The sequence below is a fragment of the Streptomyces sp. NPDC007945 genome (genome assembly GCF_042958885.1).
Classification (GTDB): domain Bacteria; phylum Actinomycetota; class Actinomycetes; order Streptomycetales; family Streptomycetaceae; genus Streptomyces.
Map to the genome: position 1 here is coordinate 56,238 of NZ_JBIBJV010000002.1, position 21,929 is coordinate 78,166.

The 21,929-nt window shown below is 74.4% G+C and carries 17 protein-coding genes; 5 read left to right on the plus strand and 12 right to left on the minus strand.

Annotation, left to right across the window (positions count from 1 at the left end; all coding sequences use genetic code 11):
• The first annotated feature begins 180 nt into the window (after window positions 1-180).
• From ACFZCF_RS05570 to ACFZCF_RS05585, 4 genes are all read left to right on the plus strand, one after another.
• Window positions 181-807 carry a hypothetical protein gene (locus tag ACFZCF_RS05570; protein WP_391284865.1) on the plus strand — a complete coding sequence of 209 codons (627 nt, stop codon included), beginning with the start codon at window positions 181-183 and terminating at the stop codon, window positions 805-807.
• Complete coding sequence (locus tag ACFZCF_RS05575; protein WP_391284867.1) at window positions 804-1,223, plus strand: DUF4439 domain-containing protein; 420 nt, start codon at window positions 804-806, stop codon at window positions 1,221-1,223. Before ACFZCF_RS05570 ends, ACFZCF_RS05575 begins: the two co-directional genes overlap by 4 nt.
• A gap of 57 nt (window positions 1,224-1,280) precedes the next feature.
• Window positions 1,281-2,180, plus strand: a complete 900-nt coding sequence (locus ACFZCF_RS05580) for an aminoglycoside phosphotransferase family protein (protein ID WP_391284868.1) — start codon at window positions 1,281-1,283, stop codon at window positions 2,178-2,180.
• 78 nt (window positions 2,181-2,258) lie between these two features.
• Window positions 2,259-3,137 carry a slipin family protein gene (locus ACFZCF_RS05585; RefSeq protein ID WP_388435636.1) on the plus strand — a complete coding sequence of 293 codons (879 nt, stop codon included), beginning with the start codon at window positions 2,259-2,261 and terminating at the stop codon, window positions 3,135-3,137.
• 78 nt (window positions 3,138-3,215) lie between these two features.
• Here the strand turns inward: ACFZCF_RS05585 and ACFZCF_RS05590 are convergent, their stop codons facing one another.
• From ACFZCF_RS05590 to ACFZCF_RS05645, 12 genes are all read right to left on the minus strand, one after another.
• Window positions 3,216-4,919 carry a proline--tRNA ligase gene (locus ACFZCF_RS05590; protein ID WP_388435639.1) on the minus strand — a complete coding sequence of 568 codons (1,704 nt, stop codon included), beginning with the start codon at window positions 4,917-4,919 and terminating at the stop codon, window positions 3,216-3,218.
• Between the two features lie 71 nt (window positions 4,920-4,990).
• The gene (locus ACFZCF_RS05595; RefSeq protein WP_391284871.1) at window positions 4,991-5,539 is read right to left on the minus strand and encodes a GNAT family N-acetyltransferase; all 549 of its coding nucleotides are present in this window, start codon (window positions 5,537-5,539) and stop codon (window positions 4,991-4,993) included.
• A 28-nt stretch (window positions 5,540-5,567) separates the two neighbouring features.
• Window positions 5,568-6,413, minus strand: a complete 846-nt coding sequence (locus ACFZCF_RS05600; protein ID WP_388435645.1) for a GNAT family N-acetyltransferase — start codon at window positions 6,411-6,413, stop codon at window positions 5,568-5,570.
• Between the two features lie 119 nt (window positions 6,414-6,532).
• Window positions 6,533-7,690 (minus strand): flavodoxin-dependent (E)-4-hydroxy-3-methylbut-2-enyl-diphosphate synthase, encoded by a 1,158-nt coding sequence (ispG, locus tag ACFZCF_RS05605; RefSeq protein ID WP_123455666.1) that lies wholly within the window; start codon window positions 7,688-7,690, stop codon window positions 6,533-6,535.
• Window positions 7,691-7,794: 104 nt separating this feature from the next.
• Window positions 7,795-9,102 (minus strand): M50 family metallopeptidase, encoded by a 1,308-nt coding sequence (locus ACFZCF_RS05610; RefSeq protein WP_388435649.1) that lies wholly within the window; start codon window positions 9,100-9,102, stop codon window positions 7,795-7,797.
• Window positions 9,099-10,349, minus strand: a complete 1,251-nt coding sequence (gene dxr, locus ACFZCF_RS05615; RefSeq protein WP_388435652.1) for a 1-deoxy-D-xylulose-5-phosphate reductoisomerase — start codon at window positions 10,347-10,349, stop codon at window positions 9,099-9,101. The genes ACFZCF_RS05610 and dxr overlap by 4 nt, the downstream gene beginning before the upstream one ends.
• 34 nt (window positions 10,350-10,383) lie before the next feature.
• On the minus strand, window positions 10,384-11,640 hold the full coding sequence (aroA, locus tag ACFZCF_RS05620; RefSeq protein WP_391284875.1) for a 3-phosphoshikimate 1-carboxyvinyltransferase: 1,257 nt from the start codon (window positions 11,638-11,640) through the stop codon (window positions 10,384-10,386).
• Window positions 11,641-11,864: 224 nt separating this feature from the next.
• On the minus strand, window positions 11,865-13,310 hold the full coding sequence (locus ACFZCF_RS05625; protein ID WP_388435658.1) for an aldehyde dehydrogenase family protein: 1,446 nt from the start codon (window positions 13,308-13,310) through the stop codon (window positions 11,865-11,867).
• A 205-nt stretch (window positions 13,311-13,515) separates the two neighbouring features.
• Window positions 13,516-14,937, minus strand: coding sequence for a PQQ-binding-like beta-propeller repeat protein (locus ACFZCF_RS05630; protein ID WP_391284878.1), 1,422 nt, complete (start codon window positions 14,935-14,937; stop codon window positions 13,516-13,518).
• A 78-nt stretch (window positions 14,938-15,015) separates the two neighbouring features.
• On the minus strand, window positions 15,016-16,023 hold the full coding sequence (locus ACFZCF_RS05635; protein WP_391284880.1) for an EamA family transporter: 1,008 nt from the start codon (window positions 16,021-16,023) through the stop codon (window positions 15,016-15,018).
• Between the two features lie 110 nt (window positions 16,024-16,133).
• Complete coding sequence (locus ACFZCF_RS05640) at window positions 16,134-17,687, minus strand: PucR family transcriptional regulator ligand-binding domain-containing protein (protein ID WP_391284882.1); 1,554 nt, start codon at window positions 17,685-17,687, stop codon at window positions 16,134-16,136.
• 126 nt (window positions 17,688-17,813) lie between these two features.
• Window positions 17,814-20,195: an ATP/GTP-binding protein gene (locus ACFZCF_RS05645; RefSeq protein ID WP_391284884.1), complete on the minus strand. Its 2,382-nt coding sequence runs from the start codon at window positions 20,193-20,195 to the stop codon at window positions 17,814-17,816.
• Between the two features lie 247 nt (window positions 20,196-20,442).
• Between ACFZCF_RS05645 and gabT the strand changes: the two genes are divergently transcribed.
• Window positions 20,443-21,777 (plus strand): 4-aminobutyrate--2-oxoglutarate transaminase, encoded by a 1,335-nt coding sequence (gene gabT / locus ACFZCF_RS05650; protein ID WP_388435672.1) that lies wholly within the window; start codon window positions 20,443-20,445, stop codon window positions 21,775-21,777.
• Window positions 21,778-21,929: the final 152 nt, after the last annotated feature.

The window sequence follows — 21,929 nt, forward strand, 5'->3', positions numbered from 1 at the left end:
CTCGGCCGCGTGTGCTGTTGTGGGTACGTCGCTCGTCGCTGCTTCTCGCTGCGTGTCGGATCAAGGGTATCCGGTCCCGGAGGGTGTTGCCGTCCACCGCCGGGGGGCCCGCGGGTACGCTCGCCTGCGGTGATCTTCGACGGGCGGCCGGGAGGGGTCCGGAATGCTGAGGGAGAGAGCGTGACGACGACGGGCAGACGCGCCCTGCTCGTGGCGGGGGCCTCGGCCGCCGCGGCGGCCCTGACCGGATGCACCTCCGAGGAGGCGGGGCCGCGCCGGCCCGACGCCGCGGAGGAGGCGGCGGCCCGCGAGGCCGAACGGGTGGCCCGCGCCGAGGCGGCCCTCCGCCGCCGCGCCGTGACCGCCTCGCGGACCCTCCTCGCCCGCTACGACGCCGTCCTCGCCGCCCATCCCGGGCTCCACGCGCGCGTGGCCCCGCTGCGCGCCTCCGCCGCCGCCCACGCGAGCGCCCTCGGCGAGGGCGACCGCCCGACCCCGGACACGTCCACCGGGACCCCGGACGGCGGTACGGGCTCCGCCGCCACCCCGGCCGCCGCCACGGCCCCCGGTGCCGCGAGCCCGAGCACCGGCACCGCCTCCCCGGCACCGAGCATCGGTGCGGACTCCGCCGTGCCCGCCGACCCGGCGGCCGCGCTGCGGGAGCTGGCCGCCGCCGCGCGGGCCGCCTCCGACGCGCACACCGCCGAGCTGCTCGCGGCGCCGCCCGAGTACGCCCGGCTGCTCGCCTCCGTCGCCGCCGCCGGCGCCGCCCACGCCTACCTCCTCACCGAAGGAGCCCGCGCATGAGCGCCCTCTTCCGCGCGGCCCAGGCCGCCCTCGCCGCCGAGCACGCCGCCGTCTACGGCTACGGGGTCGTCGGCGCCCGGGTCGCCGAGAAGCGCCGGGCCGACGCGACCGCCGGCTACGAGGCGCACCGGGCCCGCCGCGACGCGCTGCGCCGCACCGTCCGCGACCTCGGCGGCACGCCGGTCGCCGCGGCCGCCGCGTACGAGCTGCCGTTCCGGGTGGCCGACCCGGCCGGCGCGGAGCGGCTCGCGGCCGTCCTGGAGGACCGGGTGGCCGGCGTCTACTCCGACCTGGTGCGGGCCGCCGACGGCGCCGTGCGCCGCGAGGCCGCCGCCGCGCTCCGGGAGGCGGCCGTCCGCGCGGTGCGGTGGCGCGGCAGCGACGTAACCTTTCCTGGGCTCGCCGAGCGGGTGTGAGCCCGGCCCCCACCCGCTCTGATCGCCCCGCCCAAGGAGAAGGAACAAGGCACGCACATGGGTTTCGAAGCGCCCCGACGACTGGTCACGGCGCTCCACGAGAGGTACGGCGAGGCCGCCGCGGCCGAGTGGCTCGGGCGGCTCCCCGGCCTCGCCGCGCGGCTCCCCGAGGAGGCCGGACTGACCGTCGAGCGGACGGTCGCCCCCGGCGGACGCGGCAGCCTGGTGCTGCTCGTCCGCGAGGCCGACGGCACGCCGGCCGCGCTGAAGATCGCGCCGCCGTTCACCCGGCCGGCCCTGGAGCGGGACGCCCTCGCGCTCTGGAACGGCTGGGGCGTCGTCCAGCTGCGCGCCGAGGCCCCGGAGGACGCCCTCGTCCTCGAACGGCTGCACCCGGAGGTGTCGCTGCGCTCGCTGCCGGAGGCCAAGGCGCTCCTGGAGGCCGCAGGGACGGTACGGAAGCTGTGGGTCGAGCCGCCGGCCGGACACGGCTTCGAGTCGGTGGCCGAGCGGACCGCGCGGCAGGCAGAGGCGATGCGGTCGCACGGCTCCGACGCCACCGCCGGCGAGCTCGTCGCGTCGGCGCTCGGCGCCCGCGAGGAGCTGCTCGCCGGGACGTCGGAGGAGCTGCTGCTGCACGGCGACTTCCGGCAGGGCAAGGTCCTCGCCGGCGACCGGGCGCCCTGGCTCGCCGTCGGCCCCGACCCGCTCGTCGGCGAGCGGGCCTACGACCTGGCCCGGCTGGTCCGCGACCGGGTCGAGGACCTGGTGGCCTCCTCCGCCGGCGCGCCGGCGGCCCGGCGGCGGGTGAACAAGCTGGCCGACTCGCTCGACGTGGACCGGGAGCGGCTGCGCGGCTGGACCCTCTTCCGGGCCGTCGAGTCCGGCACCCGGGCGCTGGCCGGCGGGCGCCGGCAGGAGGCCGAATGGCTCCTGGAGTTCGCCGGCTGGCTCTGAGCTTCCCGGCCCGGCCGCGCGTTCGCGGCCTCCGGGAGGGGGCATACCCTGGGTGTATCCCTTTCCCAGGGGGCCGTGATGATCGAAGAACTCCTGACGGCCGCAGCGGCGACGGGTGCGGCCGCCGTCGTGTACGTCGGTGCGGCGGCCCGTGTGGTGAAGCAGTACGAGCGGGGCGTCGTCTTCCGCTTCGGCCGGCTGCGCGGCCGGGTGCGGTCGCCCGGCTTCACGATGATCGTCCCGGTGGTGGACCGGCTCCACAAGGTCAACATGCAGATCGTCACGATGCCGGTGCCCGCGCAGGAGGGCATCACCCGGGACAACGTGACGGTACGCGTCGACGCCGTCGTCTACTTCCGGGTGGTCGACGCGGCGGAGGCGCTGGTGCGGGTCGAGGACTACAAGTTCGCGGTCTCGCAGATGGCGCAGACCTCGCTGCGGTCGATCATCGGCAAGAGCGACCTCGACGACCTGCTGTCCAACCGCGAGAAGCTCAACCAGGGCCTGGAGCTGATGCTCGACTCCCCCGCGATCGGCTGGGGCGTACAGATCGACCGGGTCGAGATCAAGGACGTCTCGCTGCCGGAGACCATGAAGCGCTCCATGGCCCGCCAGGCGGAGGCGGACCGTGAGCGCCGCGCCCGCCTGATCAACGCGGACGCGGAACTCCAGGCCTCGAAGAAACTGGCGGAGGCGGCCCACCAGATGGCGGAGGCCCCGTCGGCCCTCCAACTCCGGCTCCTCCAGACGGTCATGGCCGTGGCGGCGGAGAAGAACTCGACCCTGGTCCTCCCCATCCCGGTCGAACTCCTCCGCTTCCTGGAACGAGCCACCCCGGAACCCCCGCCCCCACCCGCACCCCCGCCCCCGGAGCCGCTCCCGCCCATAGAAGACCTCACGGGCCCGTCGGTGGACCCGGCGCCGCGCCCGAGGCGCGAGGGCGGCACGGCCGCGTGAAGGGGCTCCTTCGTGTGCGCGGCCGCGTCCAGGCTCCGGTGCCTGGACGCGGCCGCTCGTACGGTGTGGCGCCCGGTGCTACGCGGTGAGGGCCGTCAGGGCGTCCTCGACGGTGAGTTCCTCGCGCTCGCCGGTGCGGCGGTCCTTCAGTTCCAGGACGCCTTCCGCGGCGCGGCGGCCGGCGACGAGGATCTTGGGGACGCCCATCAGCTCCGCGTCGGTGAACTTGACGCCCGGGGAGACGCCCGCGCGGTCGTCGACCAGGACGCGGAGGCCGGCGGCGGCGAGCTTGTCGGAGACCTCCAGGGCCAGTTCGGTCTGGAGCGCCTTGCCGGCGGCGACGACGTGGACATCGGCGGGGGCGACCTCGGCCGGCCAGCACAGGCCCTTGTCGTCGGCGGTCTGCTCGGCGAGGGCGGCGACGGCGCGGGAGACGCCGATGCCGTAGGAGCCCATGGTGACGCGGACGGGCTTGCCGTTCTGGCCGAGGACGTCGAGCTTCAGGGCGTCCGCGTACTTGCGGCCGAGCTGGAAGATGTGGCCGATCTCGATCGCGCGGTCCAGCTTGAGGCCGGTGCCGCACTTGGGGCAGGGGTCGCCGTCCTGGACGACGACGACGTCGACGTACTCGGAGACCTCGAAGTCGCGGCCCGCGACGACGTTCTTGGCGTGCGTGCCGGCCTTGTTGGCGCCGGTGATCCAGGAGGTGCCGGGCGCCACGCGCGGGTCGGCGATGTAGGTGACCTTCTCCAGGCCCTGGGGGCCGACGTAGCCGCGGACGAGGTCGGGGCGGACCGCGAAGTCCTCCTCCGTCACCAGCTCGACCGTGGCGGTCGGGCCGAAGTGCTCCTCGACCTTGTCCATGTCGACCTCGCGGTCGCCGGGCACGCCGATCGCGACGATCTCGCCGTCGACCTTCACCAGGAGGTTCTTGAGGGTGGCGGAGGCCGGGACGCCGAGGGAGGCGGCGAGGGTCTCGATGGTGGGGGTGTCCGGGGTGGGGATCTCCTCGGCGGCGGGGACGGCGGAGCCGTCGACGGCCTTGACCTCCTGGTACACCGCCTCCGTGTTGGCCGCGAAGTCGCAGTTCGGGCAGTCGGCGAAGGTGTCCTCGCCGGCCTCGGCCGGGGCGAGGAACTCCTCGGACTTGGAGCCGCCCATGGCGCCGGCGGTGGCGGCGCAGATGCGGTAGTCGAGGCCGAGGCGCTCGAAGATCCGCTGGTAGGCCTGGCGGTGCAGGCCGTAGGAGCGGGCGAGGCCCTCGTCCTCGGTGTCGAAGGAGTAGGAGTCCTTCATGAGGAACTCGCGGCCGCGCAGGATGCCGGCGCGGGGGCGGGCCTCGTCACGGAACTTGGTCTGGATCTGGTACAGGATGACCGGCAGGTCCTTGTAGGACGAGCACTGGTCCTTGACCAGGAGGGTGAAGATCTCCTCGTGGGTGGGGCCGAGGAGGTAGTCGCCGCCCTTGCGGTCCTGGAGGCGGAAGAGCTCGGCGCCGTACTCGTTCCAGCGGCCGGTGGCCTCGTAGGGCTCGCGGGGCAGCAGCGCGGGCAGGGACACCTCCTGGGCGCCGACGGCGTCCATCTCCTCGCGGACGATCCGCTCCACGTTGGCGAGGACCTTCTTGCCGAGCGGCAGCCAGCTCCAGATGCCGGCGGCGGTGCGGCGGACGTAGCCGGCGCGGACGAGGAGCTTGTGGGAGAGGACCTCGGCGTCCGCCGGGTCGTCGCGCAGCGTCTTCGCCATCAACTGGGACATGCGCTGGACCGGTGCGTTGGCCATGGTTCTCGTACTCCTGCCGGGACTGAAAGTGATGGGCCCGAGGTTAGCCGGGCCGCGCCGTCGGCGAGAAATCAGTTCCGGCGCGGGAGCGGGAGCGGCGCGCCCATCACGGCGTACGGGCGGGCGGCGCTCGGGAAGTGGACCTGGCGGGCGAGATCGGTGTAGCCGAGGGAGCGGTAGAGGCCGCGGGCCGGGGACTCGGTGTCGATGGCCGAGAGGATGGAGCGCTTCTCGTCGGCGGTGTCGGTGATGGTGGTGATCAGCCCGCGGCCGAGGCCGAGGCCCTGGAAGTCGGGGTGGACGTGGAGTTCGGTGATGACGAAGGAGGCGTCGAGCCAGTCGGCGGTGCCGGTGGCGCGCAGGTACGGCTCCACCACGGTGGACCACCAGTGGCCGCGGTCGTTGGGCATCCCGTACACGAAGCCGACGAGCCGTCCGTCGGAGGTGGTGGCCCCGTAGGCGCGGGCGCCGGGGTTCATCAGGTGCCGCAGCACGATGTGGCGGCGTACGGCGACCTCCGCGGCGTCGAGGCCGAAGGCGACCGCCTGCACGGCGAGCGCCTCGTCCACCCGGGCGGCGAGGTTGACGGGTCCGATCACGGCGAGGGCGGCGGCGTCCATGCGGCGCACCCTACAAGCGGCCGGGGGTTCAGAACAGCACGCTCATGAAGGCGCCGGTCTCGCGGAAGCCGACGCGGCGGTAGGCGGCGCGGGCGGGGGTGTTGTAGTCGTTGACGTACAGGCTGACGACCGGGGCGACGTCGGCGAGGGCGTACTGGAGGACGGCGGCCATGCCGGTCTCGGAGAGGCCCTTGCCGCGGTGTTCGGGCGCGACCCAGACGCCCTGGATCTGGCAGGCCTGGCGGGTGGCGGCGCCGATCTCGGCCTTGAAGACGACCTTGCCGTCGTCGATGCGGGCGAAGGAGCGGCCGGCGGTGACGAGCTCGGCGACGCGGGCCTGGTAGAGCAGGCCGCCGTCGCCGGCGAGCGGGGAGACGCCGACCTCCTCGGTGAACATGGCGACGCACGCCGGCATGATCACCTCCATCTCCTCCTTGCGGACCCGTCGGACCAGCGGGTCGGGGGCGACGGTCGCGGAGGGCTCCTCGGCGATCATGAGGGGCTGGTGGGCGCGGACGTCGCGGGCGGGGCCCCAGGAGGGTTCGAGGAGCCGCCACAGCTCGGCGGTGGGTCCGGCGGGGCCGACGATGGAGGAGCAGCGGCGGCCGATCCGGCGGGCCCGCTCGGCGAAGGCGCGGACGGCCTCGGGGGTGGCGCAGATCGGGACGAGGTTGGCGCCGGAGTAGCAGAGCGAGGTGAGCCGGCCCTCGGTGTACCAGCCCCACATCTCGCCGCCCAGCCGCCACGGATCGAGCCCGGCGACCCGGACGCGGGCGGTCACGAAGGCGTTCTCGACGGGGGCGCTCTCCAGGACGGCGAGCGCGGCGCCGAGGTCGGCGGGTTCGAGGACCCGGGTGGTGGTCTGTGTCAACACGAGGGGGGCCTCACCGTGCGGGTTCTGGTCCTGGCACCTTACCCCCAGGATCCGCGACGGGCCCCCGCACGGGCGAATCCCCGCCGCCCGGGAGGGCGGCGGGGATTCGGGGAGGATGCTCAGCCGGCGATGGCGACGGTCGGCTCGCCGCTGGCGACGCCGTCCTTCTCCATCTGCTCGGCGATCTTGAGGGCTTCCTCGATGAGGGTCTCGACGATCTTCGACTCGGGGACGGTCTTGATGACCTCGCCCTTGACGAAGATCTGGCCCTTGCCGTTGCCGGAGGCGACGCCGAGGTCGGCCTCGCGGGCCTCGCCGGGGCCGTTGACGACGCAGCCCATGACGGCGACGCGGAGCGGGACGGTCATGCCGTCGAGGCCGGCGGTGACCTCCTCGGCGAGCTTGTAGACGTCGACCTGGGCGCGGCCGCAGGACGGGCAGGAGACGATCTCGAGGCGGCGCTGGCGGAGGTTGAGCGACTCCAGGATCTGGATGCCGACCTTGATCTCCTCGGCCGGCGGGGCGGAGAGGGAGACCCGGATGGTGTCGCCGATGCCCTGGGAGAGCAGGGCGCCGAAGGCGACGGCCGACTTGATGGTGCCCTGGAAGGCGGGGCCGGCCTCGGTGACGCCGAGGTGCAGCGGGTAGTCGCACTGGGCGGCGAGCTGGCGGTAGGCCTCGACCATGACGACCGGGTCGTTGTGCTTGACCGAGATCTTGATGTCGCGGAAGTCGTGCTCCTCGAAGAGGGACGCCTCCCAGAGGGCGGACTCGACGAGCGCCTCGGGGGTGGCCTTGCCGTACTTCTTCAGGAGGCGGGCGTCGAGGGAGCCGGCGTTGACGCCGATGCGGATCGGGGTGCCCGCGTCCTTCGCCGCCCGGGCGATCTCCTTGACCTTGTCGTCGAACTGCTTGATGTTGCCGGGGTTGACCCGGACCGCGGCGCAGCCGGCGTCGATCGCGGCGAAGACGTACTTCGGCTGGAAGTGGATGTCGGCGATCACCGGGATCGAGGACTTCCGGGCGATGACGGCGAGCGCGTCGGCGTCGTCCTGGGTCGGGCAGGCCACCCGGACGATCTGGCAGCCGGAGGCGGTCAGCTCGGCGATCTGCTGCAGGGTGGCGCCGATGTCGGAGGTGCGGGTCGTGGTCATCGACTGCACCGAGACGGGTGCGTCACCGCCGACGGCCACGCTGCCGACCTGGATCTGCCGGCTCTTGCGGCGCTCGGCGAGCCGGGTCGGAACAGTGGGGATACCGAGAGAAATCGCGGTCATGAGTGTGTGCAACCTCAAGGTCGTGCGTCGGCGGGCTCGGGCTTCCGAGATTACCGCCCCGGGGGCGGGGGGCCGGACACGGCGGTGCCCGGCCCCCCTGAGGGCTACGTCAGCTTCACCGGGTTGACGAGGTCGGCGGCGAGCACCAGCAGCGTGAAACAGACGAAGACGCCGGCGACCACGTAGGCGGCGGGCATCAGCTTGGCCACGTCGAACGGGCCGGGGTCGGCGCGCTTGAAGAGGCGGGCGGTGTGCCGGCGGACCGACTCCCACAGGGCGCCCGCGATGTGGCCGCCGTCGAGCGGCAGCAGCGGGAGCATGTTGAACAGGAACAGCGAGACGTTGAAGTACACGAGCAGGTTCATGAACATGACGAGGATCCGCTCCGGTGGGGCGTCCACGGTCATGAGCTCGCCGGTGATGCGGGCGGCGCCCACGACGCCGACCGGGGAGTCGTCGGCGCGCTCGCCGTCGCCGAAGGTGGCGTCCCACAGGCCGGGGATCTTGCCGGGGAGGGCGATGACCGACTCGACGCCGTTCTCCAGGAGGTCGCCCATGCGCTCGGTGGTCTCGCCGAAGGAGAGCGGCGCGACCTCGCTGCTCGCCTGGAAGCCGAGGTAGCCGGCGGGGACGTACGCGACGGGCCGGACGATCTGGCCGTCCTCGTCCTTCTTCAGGACCTCGTTGGAGACCAGGGTCGGGTGCAGGTCGAGGCGCTGCCCGGCCCGCTCGACGGTGATCGTGGCGGGGCCGATGGTGTCCCTGATGTGGTCCGAGAGGGTGTCCCAGTCGGAGACCGGGGTGCCGTTGAAGGCGACGATGGTGTCGCCCTCCCGCAGGCCCGCCCGGTGCGCCGGGGAGGGCGCGTCGCCCGCCGCGCAGGTGTCGCGGTTCGCGCTCTGCTTGATGACGCACTTCTGGACGCCGGCGACCTTGGTGGTCTGGACCTCGGTGCCGAGGGTCATCAGCGAGCCGTAGAAGAGGCCGAGGGCGAGGACCAGGTTCATGAACGGTCCGGCGAACATGACGATCACGCGCTTCCACGGCTTGCGCGTGTAGAAGAGCCGGGTCTCGTCGCCGGGCCGGAGCTCCTCGTAGGAGGCCTCGCGGGCGTCCTCGATCATGGAGCGCCAGGGCGAGGTGGAGCGGGCCTCGATCTTGCCGTCCGCGCCGGGCGGGAACATGCCGATCATGCGGATGTAGCCGCCGGCCGGGATGGCCTTGATGCCGTACTCGGTCTCGCCGCGCTTCTTCGACCAGATGGTGGGGCCGAAGCCGACCATGTACTGGGGCACGCGGATGCCGAAGAGCTTGGCCGTGGAGAGGTGGCCGAGCTCGTGCCACGCGATGGAGACGAGCAGTCCCAGGGCGAACAGGACGATGCCCAGGACGTACAGGAGCGCTTCCGTCATGCGCGTGCCTCCGCGGTTGCCTTCGCTGCGAGCTCTCGGGCCCGGGCACGGGCCCAGGTCTCCGCTTCCAGGACGTCCGGCACCGTCAGGGAGGTTCCCCCGGTGGGCCGTCCGTGTTCGGTGACGACCGCCGTGACGGTGTCCATGATGCCGGTGAAGGGGAGCCGGCCGGCGAGGAACGCCTCGACGCACTCCTCGTTGGCGGCGTTGAAGACGGCGGGGGCGGTGCCGCCCAGCTCGCCGACGTGCCGGGCGAGGTTCACCGACGGGAAGGCCTCGTCGTCGAGCGGGAAGAACTCCCAGGTGGAGGCCTTGGTCCAGTCGAAGGCGGGCGCCGCGTCCGGGACCCTCTCGGGCCAGCCGATGCCGATGGCGATGGGGCCGCGCATGTCCGGCGGGGTGGCCTGGGCGAGGGTGGAGCCGTCGGTGAACTCGACCATGGAGTGCACGTACGACTGCGGGTGGACGACGACCTCGATGCGGTCGAAGGGGATGTCGTAGAGGAGGTGCGCCTCGATGACCTCCAGGCCCTTGTTGACCAGGGTCGCGCTGTTGACCGTGATGACCGGGCCCATCGCCCAGGTGGGGTGGGCCAGCGCGTCCTCGCGGGTCACGTGCTCCAGCTCGGCCCGGGTGCGGCCGCGGAAGGGGCCGCCGGAGGCGGTGACGACCAGCTTGCGGACGTCCGCGCGGGTGCCGGCGGCGAGCGCCTGGAAGAGCGCGGCGTGCTCGGAGTCGACCGGGATGATCTGGCCGGGCTTCGCGAGCGCCTTCACCAGCGGGCCGCCGACGATCAGCGACTCCTTGTTGGCGAGGGCGAGGGTGCGGCCGGCCTCCAGGGCGGCGAGCGTCGGCGCGAGGCCGATGGAGCCGGTGATGCCGTTGAGCACGGTGTGGCAGGGAGAGGCGGCGAGCTCCGTGGCGGCGTCGGGGCCGGCCAGGAGCTCGGGCAGCGGCTCGGAGCCGTACAGCGCCTTCAGGGCCGTACGCAGCTCCGGCACCGTCTCCTCGCGCGCGACGGCGACCTGGGCGACCCGGAGCCGGTGGGCCTGCTCGGCGAGCAGGCCGATCCGGCCGCCGGAGGCCGCCAGGGCGGTGACCCGGAAGCGGTCGGGGTGGCGCAGCACCAGGTCGATGGCCTGGGTGCCGATGGATCCCGTCGAGCCGAGGACGACGATGTCCCGGCGGCCTTCGGCCGGATCGAAGGCGATGTGCGGGTCGGCGAGAGGAGAGGGGCGGTCGCTCATGCCCCCCATTCTTGCCCCAAACGCGGTGGGCTCTTCACGCGGTCCCGGGGAACGCGCCGAACGCGCCGAAGACGCGGTGGAAGTCCGGGAAGGTCTTCTTCACGCAGCCGGGGTCGTCGAAGGCGATGCCCGGGGTGCGCAGGGCGGTGACGGCGAACGACATGACGATCCGGTGGTCGCCGTGGGTGGCGATCTCGGCCGGCCTCGCGGGGGTGCCCGGCCGGATCTCGATCCAGTCGGGGCCGGTGGCCACGGTGACGCCGAGGCGGCGGAGGTTCTCGGCGCAGGCGTCGAGCCGGTCGCACTCCTTGACGCGGGTGTTGGCGACGTCCTCGATGCGGACGGGCCCGTCGGCGAAGGGGGCGATGGCGGCGAGGGTCGGCATGGTGTCGGAGATGTCCCGCATGTTGACGGTGAGGCCGCGGAGGGTGCCGGTGGAGCGGACGGTCGTGGCGTCGGCGGTCACCCGGACGTCGGCGCCCATGCGGCGCAGGACGTCGACGAAGGCGAGGTCGCCCTGGAGGGCGCCGGTGCCGAGGCCGGGGACGGTGACCTCGCGGCCCGGCTGGAGGGCGGCCGCGGCGAAGAAGTAGCTCGCGGTGGAGGCGTCGGGCTCGATGTCGTAGGCGCGGGCGCGGTAGCCGGTGGGGGCGACCCGGTAGGTGCGGCCCCGCTCGTCGTCCTCGCGGGTGACCTCGGCGCCGAAGGCGCGCATCATCGCCAGGGTGATCTCGACGTACGGCTCCGAGACCAGGTCGGTGACGGTGACGGCGAGGCCCTCGGCGGTGAGCGGGCCGAGCATCAGCAGGGCCGTCAGGTACTGGGAGGACTGGCCGGCGTCGAGGGTGAGCGCGCCGCCCTTCACGCCGGCGGCGCGCACCGTGAGCGGATGGTGGCCGTCCCGCCCGCCGTGCCGCAGGTCCACGCCGAGCTCGCGCAGGGCGGTGGAGAGCGGGCCGAGCGGGCGGCGGCGCATCTGCGCGGAGGCGTCGAAGCGGAAGGTGCCGTGGCCGGCGGCGGCGAGGGTGGGCAGGAAGCGGGCGGTGGTGGCGCCGTCGCGGCAGTACACGTCGGCTTCGGCGGTCCCCGGCCCCGCGGGGCGGCCCTCGATGTGCCAGGCGCCGGGCTCCCGCCGGACGGCGTACCCGAGGGCGCCGAGGCCTTCGGCGAAGCCCTCGGTGTCGTCGGAGACCAGCGGGCGCAGGAGGGTGGTGGTGCCCTCCGCGGCGGCGGCGAGGAAGAGCGCGCGGGCGGTGACGGACTTGGAGCCGGGGATGTCGATGACGGTCACGCCGGTCATCCTGCCGCGCGCGCCGGGTCGCCCGTCGGCACGGTCCGCTCCGTGGACGGACGTGGGGCGAGGCCGTGTGTTCCCACCGCGTTCCCAAGGGTGCGCGGGAACCGCCGACGCCCCGCCATCGCCGCGGGTCGGGGCATGGACAAGGAAGACGGCCCGAGCCCCCGCACAGTGGGCTCGGACCGTCTGGTCTCGTGGGACGCGTGCCCGGAGGGGGCTTAGAGGGCGAGGCCGGTGAGGACCAGCACGCGCTCGTAGGTGTAGTCGTCCATGGCGTACGCGACGCCCTCGCGGCCGGTGCCGGAGCGCTTGGCGCCGCCGTACGGCATCTGGTCGGCGCGGTACGAGGGGACGTCGCCGACGATCACGCCGCCGACCTCCAGGGCGCGGTGGGCGCGGAAGGCGGTCTGCAGGTCGTGGGTGAAGACGCCGGCCTGGAGGCCGAAGTCCGAGTCGTTGACGGCGGCGAAGGCCTCGGCCTCGCCGTCGACCTTGGCGACCGTGAGGACCGGGCCGAAGACCTCGGCGCGCGCCAGGGTGACGTCCGCCGGGAGCTCGGTGAGGACGGTCGGGGCGTAGCTCGCGCCCTCGCGCTTGCCGCCGGCGAGGAGCTTGGCGCCGGCCGCGACGGCCTCGTCGACCCAGGACTCGACGCGGCGGGCGGCGGCCTCGTCGACGAGCGGGCCGACGTCGGTGGCGTCGTCCGCCGGGTCGCCGGTGACCTGGGCCTCGACGGCCGCGACGATCTTCGGGAGCAGGCGGTCGTAGACGGACGCGTCGGCGATCACGCGCTGCACGGAGATGCAGGACTGGCCGCCCTGGTAGTTGGAGAAGGTCGCGATGCGGGTCGCGGCCCAGTCCAGGTCGGCCTCGGAGGACCAGTCGGCGAGGACGACGGCGGCGGCGTTGCCGCCGAGCTCCAGGGTGCAGTGCTTGTGCGGCACGGAGGCCTGGATGGCGTAGCCGACCTTGTCCGAGCCGGTGAAGGAGATGACCGGGAGGCGCTCGTCCTGGACGAGGGCGGGCATCCGGTCGTTCGGCACGGTGAGGATCGACCAGGAGCCTGCCGGCAGGTCGGTCTCGGCCAGGATCTCGCCCAGGATGAGGGAGGAGATCGGGGTGGCCGGGGCCGGCTTGAGGATGATCGGGGCACCGACGGCGATGGCCGGGGCGACCTTGTGGGCGCTGAGGTTCAGCGGGAAGTTGAAGGGCGCGATGCCGAGGACGACGCCCTTGGGCACGCGGCGGGTGAGGGCGAGGCGGCCCGCGCCGCCGGCCTCGGTGTCCAGGCGCTGGGCCTCGCCGGCGTTCCAGCGGCGGGCCTCCTCGGCGGCGAAACGGAAGACGGAGACGGCGCGGCCGACCTCGCCGCGGGCCCACTTGATGGGCTTGCCGTTCTCGGCGGAGATGACCTGGGCGATCTCCTCGGTGCGCTCGGCGAGCCGCTTCGACACGTGGTCGAGGGCGGCGGCGCGGACGTGCGCCGGGGTGGCGGCGAACTCGTCGACGACCGCGTGGGCGGCGGCGACGGCCTCCTCGACCTGGGCCTCGGTGGGCACGGCGACCTTGCCGACCAGACGTCCGTCGTACGAGTTCGTGACGTCGAAGGTGGTGTCGCCGGTGGCCTCGCGGCCGGCGACCCAGAAGGCGTGGGTGGTCGTCATTGCGTGTCCCGGCCCTTTCCGTTTCGGGGTGCGAGCGGTTGCTCTCCAGACACGTTAGGGCCGCGACCGGCGCGTGGCGTTTGTCCGTGGTGGAGTGGTACGGACCGCGGCCTGTCCGCTTCGTCCGAACGGCGAGGGGCCGAAGGACGCCGGGGTTCGGGGGGACCGGCGGTCGGAGGGGCTCGGGGGTCGGGGGGCGGCGCGGTCAGCGCTCCTCGTACGCGGTGAAGGGCGAGAGGTACCCGTCCCCCCAGCGGGCGACGAGCAGCCGGTCCCCGTGGCCGAGGACGTCCTTGATCTCGCCGGACGTGCCGCCCACCGAGTCGGGGAAGGTGCGCGCGTCGCGCTCCTCGCCGTCGTCGGCGTCCAGGACGAGGAGACCGTCCTCCCCCGCCCTCCCGTAGAGGTCGACCAGGGCGGTGACCCGGCCGCCGCTCACCCGGAGCCCCATGACGTCCTCCGTGTCGCCGAGCTCCGCGCGCCAGAGCCGCTGTCCGCTGCGCAGGTCGAAGGCGGTGACCACGTCGTCGTGGTCGTACTCCGTGGTGACGGTGTAGAGGCGTCCGTGGGCGACTCGGGTGAGCGCCGGCTCCCGGAGCGGGGAGCTGATCCTCCCGTGGGCGGCGCCCGACGCGAACGTGCCCTGGGCGCGGCCCTCGTCGTCGAAGGAGAGGAGGGTGGCGTAGCCGCTCTCGTCGAGGTTCTCGGCGCCGACCACGATCGGGTCCGCGGAGACGAACGCCGGGGTGTGGGCCGTGGGGTCGACGATCCGCCGCGGGTCGAGGAGCGAGACCCCGCGCACCCGCCCGTCCGCGGGGTCGAGGACGGCGAGGCGCACGTCCCGGCGGTCGCAGACGAGGAGCGCCGCGACCCGGCGGTCGCCCGCGGCCACGCCGTACGGCACGCAGCCCCGCGGCATCCGCGCCGACCACCGGGGCCTGCCGGTCCGCAGGTCGAAGGCGCGCAGGGCGCGGTCGGGGTCGAGCCGGCCGGGGTCGTCGGACGCGGAGGAGGCGTGGCGCCAGTCGGCGTCCTCGTCGCGCAGGACGGCGAGGCCGCCGCCGGCGGCCACGAGGTCGTGCTCGGCGCGGATCTCGTCGTCGGCGGGGGTCCGGGAGGTGCGCCACAGTTCCCGGCCGGTGGTGAGGTCGAGGGCGACGACGGTGTCGCAGCCCCGGCCCCCGCCACCCGCCCCCGGGAGCCCGGGGGTGCCCTGCGCGATCACGGCGACGCCGTCGGCGGCGGTGCGACCGGCGGAGCAGATCGCGGCGGCGCCTCCCGGCCGGTACCGCCAGCGCCGCTCGCCGGTGCGTGCGTCGAAGCCCGAGACGCCGTCGGCGCGGCTGTGGACGAGGGTGTCGCCGGTGGCCCAGGCGGCGTCGCCCGAGGCGCGGACGCCGCCCTCGGCCGGGGTGCTCCAGACCTGGCGCATCGAGTCTCCGGGGAGGTACCCCTCGCCGGCGAGGACGCCCGCGGTGATGCCGCCGCAGCCGGCGAGTACGGCGAGGAGGACGCCGCCGACGACGGAGAGGCGGACGAGGCGCGAGCCCTGCTTCGGCGGGGCGCCGCCGCTGCCGCCGCCCGGCTTCCGGCCGGTCGCTCTGCCGGCCTTCGTCGCTGTCGCCATCCGGACCCCACCCCTTGTCGTCATGCTCACGACCGATCGCTACGAGGGATCAGGGTAGGGCCACGGTGATCTTCGCGGTCACCGTCTCCGTTCGGTGGAGACGATCAGGCAGACGGCGGCCACGACGATCCCGCCGCCGAGGAGGATCGGCCAGGTCAGGGCCTCGCCGAGGATCAGCGTGCCGAGCAGCACCGCGACGACCGGATTCACGTAGGCGTAGGTGGCGGCGAGCGAGACCGGGGCGGACTGGATCAGCCAGGCGTAGGCGGTGAAGGCGATCAGGGAGCCGAAGACGACCAGGTAGCCGAGGGCCACCCAGGAACCGGTGGCGACCTCGCCCGGGTCGAAGCCGCGGTGCTCGCCCCGGAGCAGGCCCACGACGACGCCGGCGATGCCGCCGGCCAGCATCTCGTACACGCTGGCGGTGAAGGGGTTGGCGGGCATCGGCAGGCGCGCGGAGGAGACGGTGCCGGCCGACCAGAGCAGGGCGGCGAGGAGGACGAGCAGCACGCCTCCGATGCCGACCTCGCCGCTGAGCCCGGGGACGGTGAGGACGGCGAGGCCGCCGAGGCCGATCAGGACGCCGCCGTACGCGCCGAGCCCGGGGCGCTCGCCCGCGGCGGTGCGCAGCAGGACGACGAAGACGGGGACGGCGGCGATGAGGAGGGCGGCGAGACCGGAGGGGACGGTGGTCTCGGCGAGGTTGACGAGCCCGTTGCCGCCGAGGATGAGCAGGAGGCCGACGAGGGCGGCCGAGCCGAGCCGGCGCCGGTCCACCTTGAGGGCGGCGGGGCCGTGGCGCCAGGCGACCAGCGCGGCGAGGAGGAGCCCGGCGACGATGAAGCGGGAGCCGGAGGCGAGGAAGGGCGGGATGGTCTCGACGACGAAGCGGATGGCGAGGTAGGTGGAGCCCCAGACGACGTAGACGATGGCGAGGGCGGCCCAGACGGCCCCGCCGATGCGGGGAGCGGGGGCGTCGGCAAGCGGCTTGCGGGCGCCGGGAGCGCCGGCGGGAGGAACAGGGGCGGGAGGAGCGGAGGCGGGAGGACCCGAGGCGGGATCGGGATCGACGGCAGGGCTTGTCATGAGCAGGAGACTAGGGAATCGGCCCGCTTCCGACCAGGAATCCTGCCCGCGAGCGGGCAGGACCGACCCGATCCACGGAGATCCGGAGCTCCCTCTCCTCCACCCCCTGCCTACTCCCCCTCCTCCCCCGTCGCCTTGAGCGCCAGCCACAGCTCCATCCGCACGTCCGGGTCGTCCAGCGAACGCCCGAGGATCTCCTCGACGCGCCGCATCCGATAGCGCAGGGTGTGCCGGTGCACCCCCAGATCCGCGGCGGCGGCGTCCCACTGCCCGTGCCGGGAGAGCCAGGCGCGCAGGCTGGCGACCAGGTCGCCGCGGCCCGTCGCGTCGTGCTCGCGCAGCGCCCGCAGCATGCCGTCGGCGAAGGCCCGGACGGCGTCGTCGGCGAGGAGCGGCAGGACCGAGCCGGCCGCCAGGTCCTCGTGCTCGACGAGGGCGCGGCCGCGGCGGCGGGCCACCGAGAGGGCCTGCTCCGCCTGCCGGTACGCGGCGGCGGCGGTGCCGGGGCCGGCGGGGGCGGAGAGCCCGACGACGACGCCGGCGTCCTCGGCCTCGCGTTCGGCGTACCCGGCGCAGGCGGCGACGACCGCGCCGCCGTCGCCGGCGAGGACGACGAGCCGCTCCTCGCCCTCGGGGACCGTGAGCACGGCCTCGCCGGCCCGGGCGGCGGCGGCCTCCAGGTCCTCGGCGAGCACCGGGAGCGGGGGCTCCGGCGACTCGGCGGCCGAGGCGGGCTCGGCGACGAGGATCCGGAAGGGGGCGTCGAGGAGGCCCCCGTAGACGTCGCCGGCGACGGTACGAGCGTGGTCCGGCTGACCGGCGAGCATCAGGCGCAGCACGGCACCGCCGAGGCGGTGCTCGGCGGCCTGAAGGGAGCGGGAGCGTTCGGTGGTGAGGGTCAGCAGCGCGATCGCGGAGTGGACGGCGTACCGCTCGGCCGTCCCCAGCGGGGCGGCCGTGCCGACGGCCAGGGCGCCGCGGACCCGGCGGCCGGTCCCCAGGGACTGCAGCTCCACCCGGTCGTCCGTGCCGCCGACGACGGCGCTGGCGGGGGCGGGGCGTTCGCGCAGCCGCTCGACGTCCGGGGTCAGCCGGGCGGCGCGGCGGGCCGCCCACTCGGGCGACACCGCGACGACGGCCCCGGCGGTGTCGAAGAGCGCGGCCCAGCCGTCGACGTGCGCGGCGAGCCGGGCGACGACCGCGTCCGGGCCCTCGGCGAGGGCGGCCCGGGTGAGCTCGCGCTGCGCCTCGAAGCCGGCGGTCACGGCCCGGTACTGGTCGGCGGCGATGGCGGCGGAGACGGCCTTGCTGATGGCGAGGAACGGGGTGCGGCGCGGCACCTCCAGGAGCGGCAGGTGCTCGGCGCGGGCGGCGTCCAGGAGCGCGCCCGGGATCTCCTCGTAGTTCACCCCCACGGCGAACCCCAGCCCCACCACACCGGCGCCGAGGAGCCGCCGCACGTACCGGCGCATCGCCTCCGGGTCCTCGGCGTCGAGCGTCAGTCCGGTGGTGAGCAGCAGCTCGCCGCCCTCCATGTACGGGACGGGATCGGCCAGCTCGCTGACGTGCGCCCACCGGACGGGCGTGTCGAGACGGTCCTCCCCCGCCCGGGCAAGGAGCCGGAGCGCGGAGTTGTGGACGAGCGAGGCGAGGGTGGGCGGCATCGGGAACCGGCGGACCTTACGAGCGGAGGCCGGAGCGCGAGAACCGCGCCCGGCGGGGGAACGCCGCTGGGGAGCGCGGCGCCCCCGATTGTGCCAGGCCCCCCGGCCCGCCGCGCGGGACCGCGGTCAGGCGCGGAGGTCGACGAGGAGGGGGGGTGTGTGTTCGCCCCGCACATGGGTGAGGGAGAGGACCGCGTGGCCGGGCGGCACGCCGTGGGCCAGGTCGGAGGCGGACCACCGCTCCCGCTCGACCTCGCGGACGGTCACCGCGTCGGTGGTGACGGCCCTGCCGGTGACGAGCTTGCGCACGGCGTGTGCCACCCGGGTGAGGGGTTCGTCGGAGCGGACCGTGCGGCTGGTGACGTCCCGGGTCTCCACCCATTCGGTGCCCCAGGTCTCCGCGAACCGCTTGCCGTCCCAGGTGGTGACCCCGGCGAGGGCGAACCGGCAGCCGACCGCCCCGAACAGCGGGGTCCGCAGGTGCTCGGGGACGTCCTCGACGGTGCGCAGCCCGAGGACGACGCCCGCGTGCGCGGAGCGCAGCCGCTGCAGGCCGCGGACGGTCGCGGCGGTCAGGGTGTGCGCGGCGTCGTCGAGGACGAGGCAGGCGAAGCGGGAGCGGTCCGGCCGCTCCACGGCCCGGCCGAGGAACTGGGCGAGCACGAGCCGGGTGAGGAGCCGTGACGCCTCGGCGTGCCCGGACTCGGGCAGGTCGATCCGGACGCGGACCGGGTGCTCCAGGGCGCGCATGGTGAACGGCGTGGACGCCCCAGTGGTGTCGAAGAAGCCGGCGAAGGCGGGGCGGTCGAGGAGGGCGATCCGGTCGGCGAGGCGGCCTGCCGGGTCTCCGGCGGAGCCCTGCTGGCGCGCCCGAGCGTCGAGCTCGCGGATCAGGGAGGCCTGGCCGGCGGCTTCGAGGGAGGTGCGCAGGGCTCCCAGCCGGTCGGGGTCGCCGTCGAGGAGTTCACGGAGCTCGGGGACGGAGGGGAAGCGGCCGTGGACGGCGTGGAACGGGCCGAGGAGCTGGGCCAGCGCGGTGGTGGCCGGGCGGGTGTCGGCGGCGTCACCGGCCAGGACGTCGGCGAGCAGGGTGGCCGCGCGGTCCGGGTCGGAGCTGCCGCCGTAGAGGTCGAGGTCGTGCGGCGAGGCGGGGTCGCCGATCCGGATGACGACGTCGTAGGCCTCGTCCGGACCGAGGGGCGCGGTGTCGGAGCCGACCAGGACGACGGCGGCCTGGCCGGCGAGCGCCTGGAGGGAGAGGGACTCGACGAGGGGGCGGACGATCCGGGTCGTCTTGCCGCTGCCCGAGGGGCCGACGACGAGCATGCCGGTACCGAGCACCTCCGGGTCGAGGGCGAGGCCGGTGGTGCGGCGCGCGTACGGGTTGCGCACGGTGTCCGCGACGGTGCCGAGCCGGACCTGGCGGAGGGCGAGGTCGTGGGTGGCGCTCCGGCCGACGAGGAAGCGGGCCCCGGAGGGGTGCGGGAAGGCCGCCGCGCCGCGGGCGAGGACCTCGTGGACGAAGGCCGCCTGCCTCGCGTGCGCCGGGCCCGCCGCCTCCCAGGCGGCCCGGATGCGGGCGTAGTCGACGTCGTTCATCCCTCCGCCGGCCGCCTCCGCGGCGAGCCGGTCGGCCGCTTCGCCGAACCCGGCGGCCCTCAGTTCGGGCCAGGAGGCGGGGTCGCCGTTCCCGGTGGCGGGGGCCGGCAGGGCTGCGGGCGTCCCGGGGCGCGGGGCGGTGCGGCGCAGCGCGAGCCATACGAAGGGGAGGGCGGTGGCGACGGTGAGCAGAAGGGTGGCCGTGTCCTCCATCTCCAGGTTGGCGTAGATCGCGGCGGGGCTGGTCAGGTCGTACGGCAGCATCGAGAGGACGAGCGGGCGGAGTGGCAGCCAGTCGCCGCGGACCAGGGCGATGGTGATCAGGCCCAGGAGGACGGCGAGGGCGAACTGCGCCCGGCGCCCGTACTCCCGGACGAGCCGGCTCCAGGCGTACGGCCAGCGGCCGAAGCGGCCGATGCCGCCGAAGACGCCGGCGAAGAGGACGAAGCGGTAGACGGCGAGGGCGATCGGGCCGCCGGTGCCGGGCACGGGCGCGCCGCCGAGGGGGCGCCACCAGTCGGCGGGGGTGAAGAGCCGGATCGGGACGCTCCAGTAGGGAATGTAGCCGTTGCGGAGCAGCGACCAGAGCAGGACGGCGACGAGAAAGGAGATCGTCGCGCCCGCCAGCACGGTCCGCAGCGGCGTCTCGTCCGGTGCGCGCTCGGGCCGTGGCACGTGTCCGTACCGCCAGACGCCGGGCGCGGCCTCGGGGCGGGGCGTGCGCAGCCAGTCGACGAGCGTGGACGCGGCGCGCGCGCTGGGCGGGGCGGACGGCCGGGGCGGGGCGGGGGGCGGTGTGGTGCCCGGAATCGGAGGGGCGCCGGGGGGCGGGCCCGCCGGACGGGGGATGTCCGCGTGCGGGGGGCCGTCGTGCGTCCTGCGCGAGCCGTGCGTGCCCTCGAACTCCATGTTCCCCTGCCCCCTGGCCCTTCGACTCCGCGGCGCTGTCGTCCGGGCCCAATCTAGAGCCTCGGTCCCGGATCATGCCCCGGATCAGGGCGATGGCACGGAGCGGCCCGGGACAAGTGCGCGTATGGCCGATACGGACAAGGAAACGCCGGGACCACTCCCATCCGTAGCATGCGCCGGGCATGCGGCCCCGCCTAGCCTGCGGAGGAAACCCGCAAGAGCGTCCAGAACACCCCAGGAGCCCCGCATGAACGCTGTCCCGCAGGAGCGGCGCGTCGTCACCGCCATTCCCGGTCCGAAGTCGCAGGAGCTTCAGGCTCGTCGGCTGGACACGGTCGCCGGGGGCGTGGGCTCCACGCTGCCCGTGTTCACCAAGCGCGCGGGCGGCGGGATCATCGAGGACGTCGACGGCAACCTGCTGATCGACTTCGGGTCCGGCATCGCCGTGACGTCCGTGGGCGCCTCCGCCGAGGCCGTCGTGCGCCGCGCCACCGCGCAGCTGCAGGACTTCACCCACACCTGTTTCATGGTGACGCCGTACGAGGGCTACGTGGAGGTCTGCGAGGCGCTGGCCGAGCTGACCCCGGGCGACCACGCCAAGAAGTCCGCGCTGTTCAACTCGGGCGCCGAGGCCGTCGAGAACGCCGTCAAGATCGCCCGTTCGTACACCAAGCGCCAGGCCGTCGTCGTCTTCGACCACGGCTACCACGGCCGGACGAACCTGACGATGGCGCTCACCGCCAAGAACATGCCGTACAAGCAGGGCTTCGGTCCGTTCGCCCCCGAGGTGTACCGCGTGCCGGTCGCCTACGGCTACCGCTGGCCCACCGGTGCCGAGAACGCCGGTCCGGAGGCCGCCGCCCAGGCGATCGACCAGATCACCAAGCAGATCGGCGCCGACAACGTCGCCGCGATCATCATCGAGCCGGTCCTCGGCGAGGGCGGCTTCATCGAGCCGGCCAAGGGCTTCCTGCCGGCGATCGTGAAGTTCGCCAACGACAACGGCATCGTCTTCGTCGCCGACGAGATCCAGGCCGGCTTCTGCCGCACCGGCCAGTGGTTCGCCTGCGAGGACGAGGGCATCGTCCCGGACCTCATCACCACCGCCAAGGGCATCGCGGGCGGTCTGCCGCTCGCCGCCGTCACCGGCCGCGCCGAGATCATGGACTCCGTCCACGGCGGCGGCCTCGGCGGCACCTACGGCGGCAACCCGGTGGCCTGTGCCGGTGCGCTCGGCGCCATCGAGACGATGAAGGAGCTCGACCTCAACGGGAAGGCCAAGCGCATCGAGGAGGTCATGAAGGCCCGCCTCACCGCGATGCAGGAGAAGTTCCCGGTCATCGGCGACATCCGCGGCCGCGGCGCCATGATCGCCATCGAGCTCGTCAAGGACCCGGAGACGAAGGAGCCGGCCGCCGAGGCCGCCGCCGCGCTCGCCAAGTACTGCCACAACGAGGGCGTGCTCGTCCTCACCTGCGGCACCTACGGCAACGTGCTGCGCTTCCTCCCGCCGCTGGTCATCGGCGAGGACCTGCTCAACGAGGGTCTGGACGTCATCGAGGCGGCGCTCGCCGCGCTCTGAGCGGCCCTGTGAGGGGGTGCTCCGAGGTCCTCGGTGCGGCGCGCGCAGCGGTCCTCCGGCGGAGGGTTCGGCGCAAAGGGTGAAGACTCTGTGGGGGGCCGATGGCGGGACGCGTTTCCCGCTGTCGGCCCCCCGTCGCGTGCCGTACGGTC

Coding starts and splice junctions, on each gene's coding strand:
- ACFZCF_RS05610 (WP_388435649.1), bottom strand. CDS start 9,102: ATGACGGAAGCGCTCCTGTACGTCCTGGGCATCGTCCTGTTCGCCCTG.
- ACFZCF_RS05625 (WP_388435658.1), bottom strand. CDS start 13,310: ATGACGACCACCCACGCCTTCTGGGTCGCCGGCCGCGAGGCCACCGGC.
- ACFZCF_RS05640 (WP_391284882.1), bottom strand. CDS start 17,687: ATGCCGCCCACCCTCGCCTCGCTCGTCCACAACTCCGCGCTCCGGCTC.
- ACFZCF_RS05580 (WP_391284868.1), top strand. CDS start 1,281: ATGGGTTTCGAAGCGCCCCGACGACTGGTCACGGCGCTCCACGAGAGG.
- ispG (WP_123455666.1), bottom strand. CDS start 7,690: ATGACCGCGATTTCTCTCGGTATCCCCACTGTTCCGACCCGGCTCGCC.
- ACFZCF_RS05645 (WP_391284884.1), bottom strand. CDS start 20,195: ATGGAGTTCGAGGGCACGCACGGCTCGCGCAGGACGCACGACGGCCCC.
- ACFZCF_RS05635 (WP_391284880.1), bottom strand. CDS start 16,023: ATGACAAGCCCTGCCGTCGATCCCGATCCCGCCTCGGGTCCTCCCGCC.
- gabT (WP_388435672.1), top strand. CDS start 20,443: ATGAACGCTGTCCCGCAGGAGCGGCGCGTCGTCACCGCCATTCCCGGT.
- ACFZCF_RS05585 (WP_388435636.1), top strand. CDS start 2,259: ATGATCGAAGAACTCCTGACGGCCGCAGCGGCGACGGGTGCGGCCGCC.
- ACFZCF_RS05575 (WP_391284867.1), top strand. CDS start 804: ATGAGCGCCCTCTTCCGCGCGGCCCAGGCCGCCCTCGCCGCCGAGCAC.
- ACFZCF_RS05595 (WP_391284871.1), bottom strand. CDS start 5,539: ATGGACGCCGCCGCCCTCGCCGTGATCGGACCCGTCAACCTCGCCGCC.
- ACFZCF_RS05630 (WP_391284878.1), bottom strand. CDS start 14,937: ATGGCGACAGCGACGAAGGCCGGCAGAGCGACCGGCCGGAAGCCGGGC.
- dxr (WP_388435652.1), bottom strand. CDS start 10,349: ATGAGCGACCGCCCCTCTCCTCTCGCCGACCCGCACATCGCCTTCGAT.
- ACFZCF_RS05590 (WP_388435639.1), bottom strand. CDS start 4,919: ATGGCCAACGCACCGGTCCAGCGCATGTCCCAGTTGATGGCGAAGACG.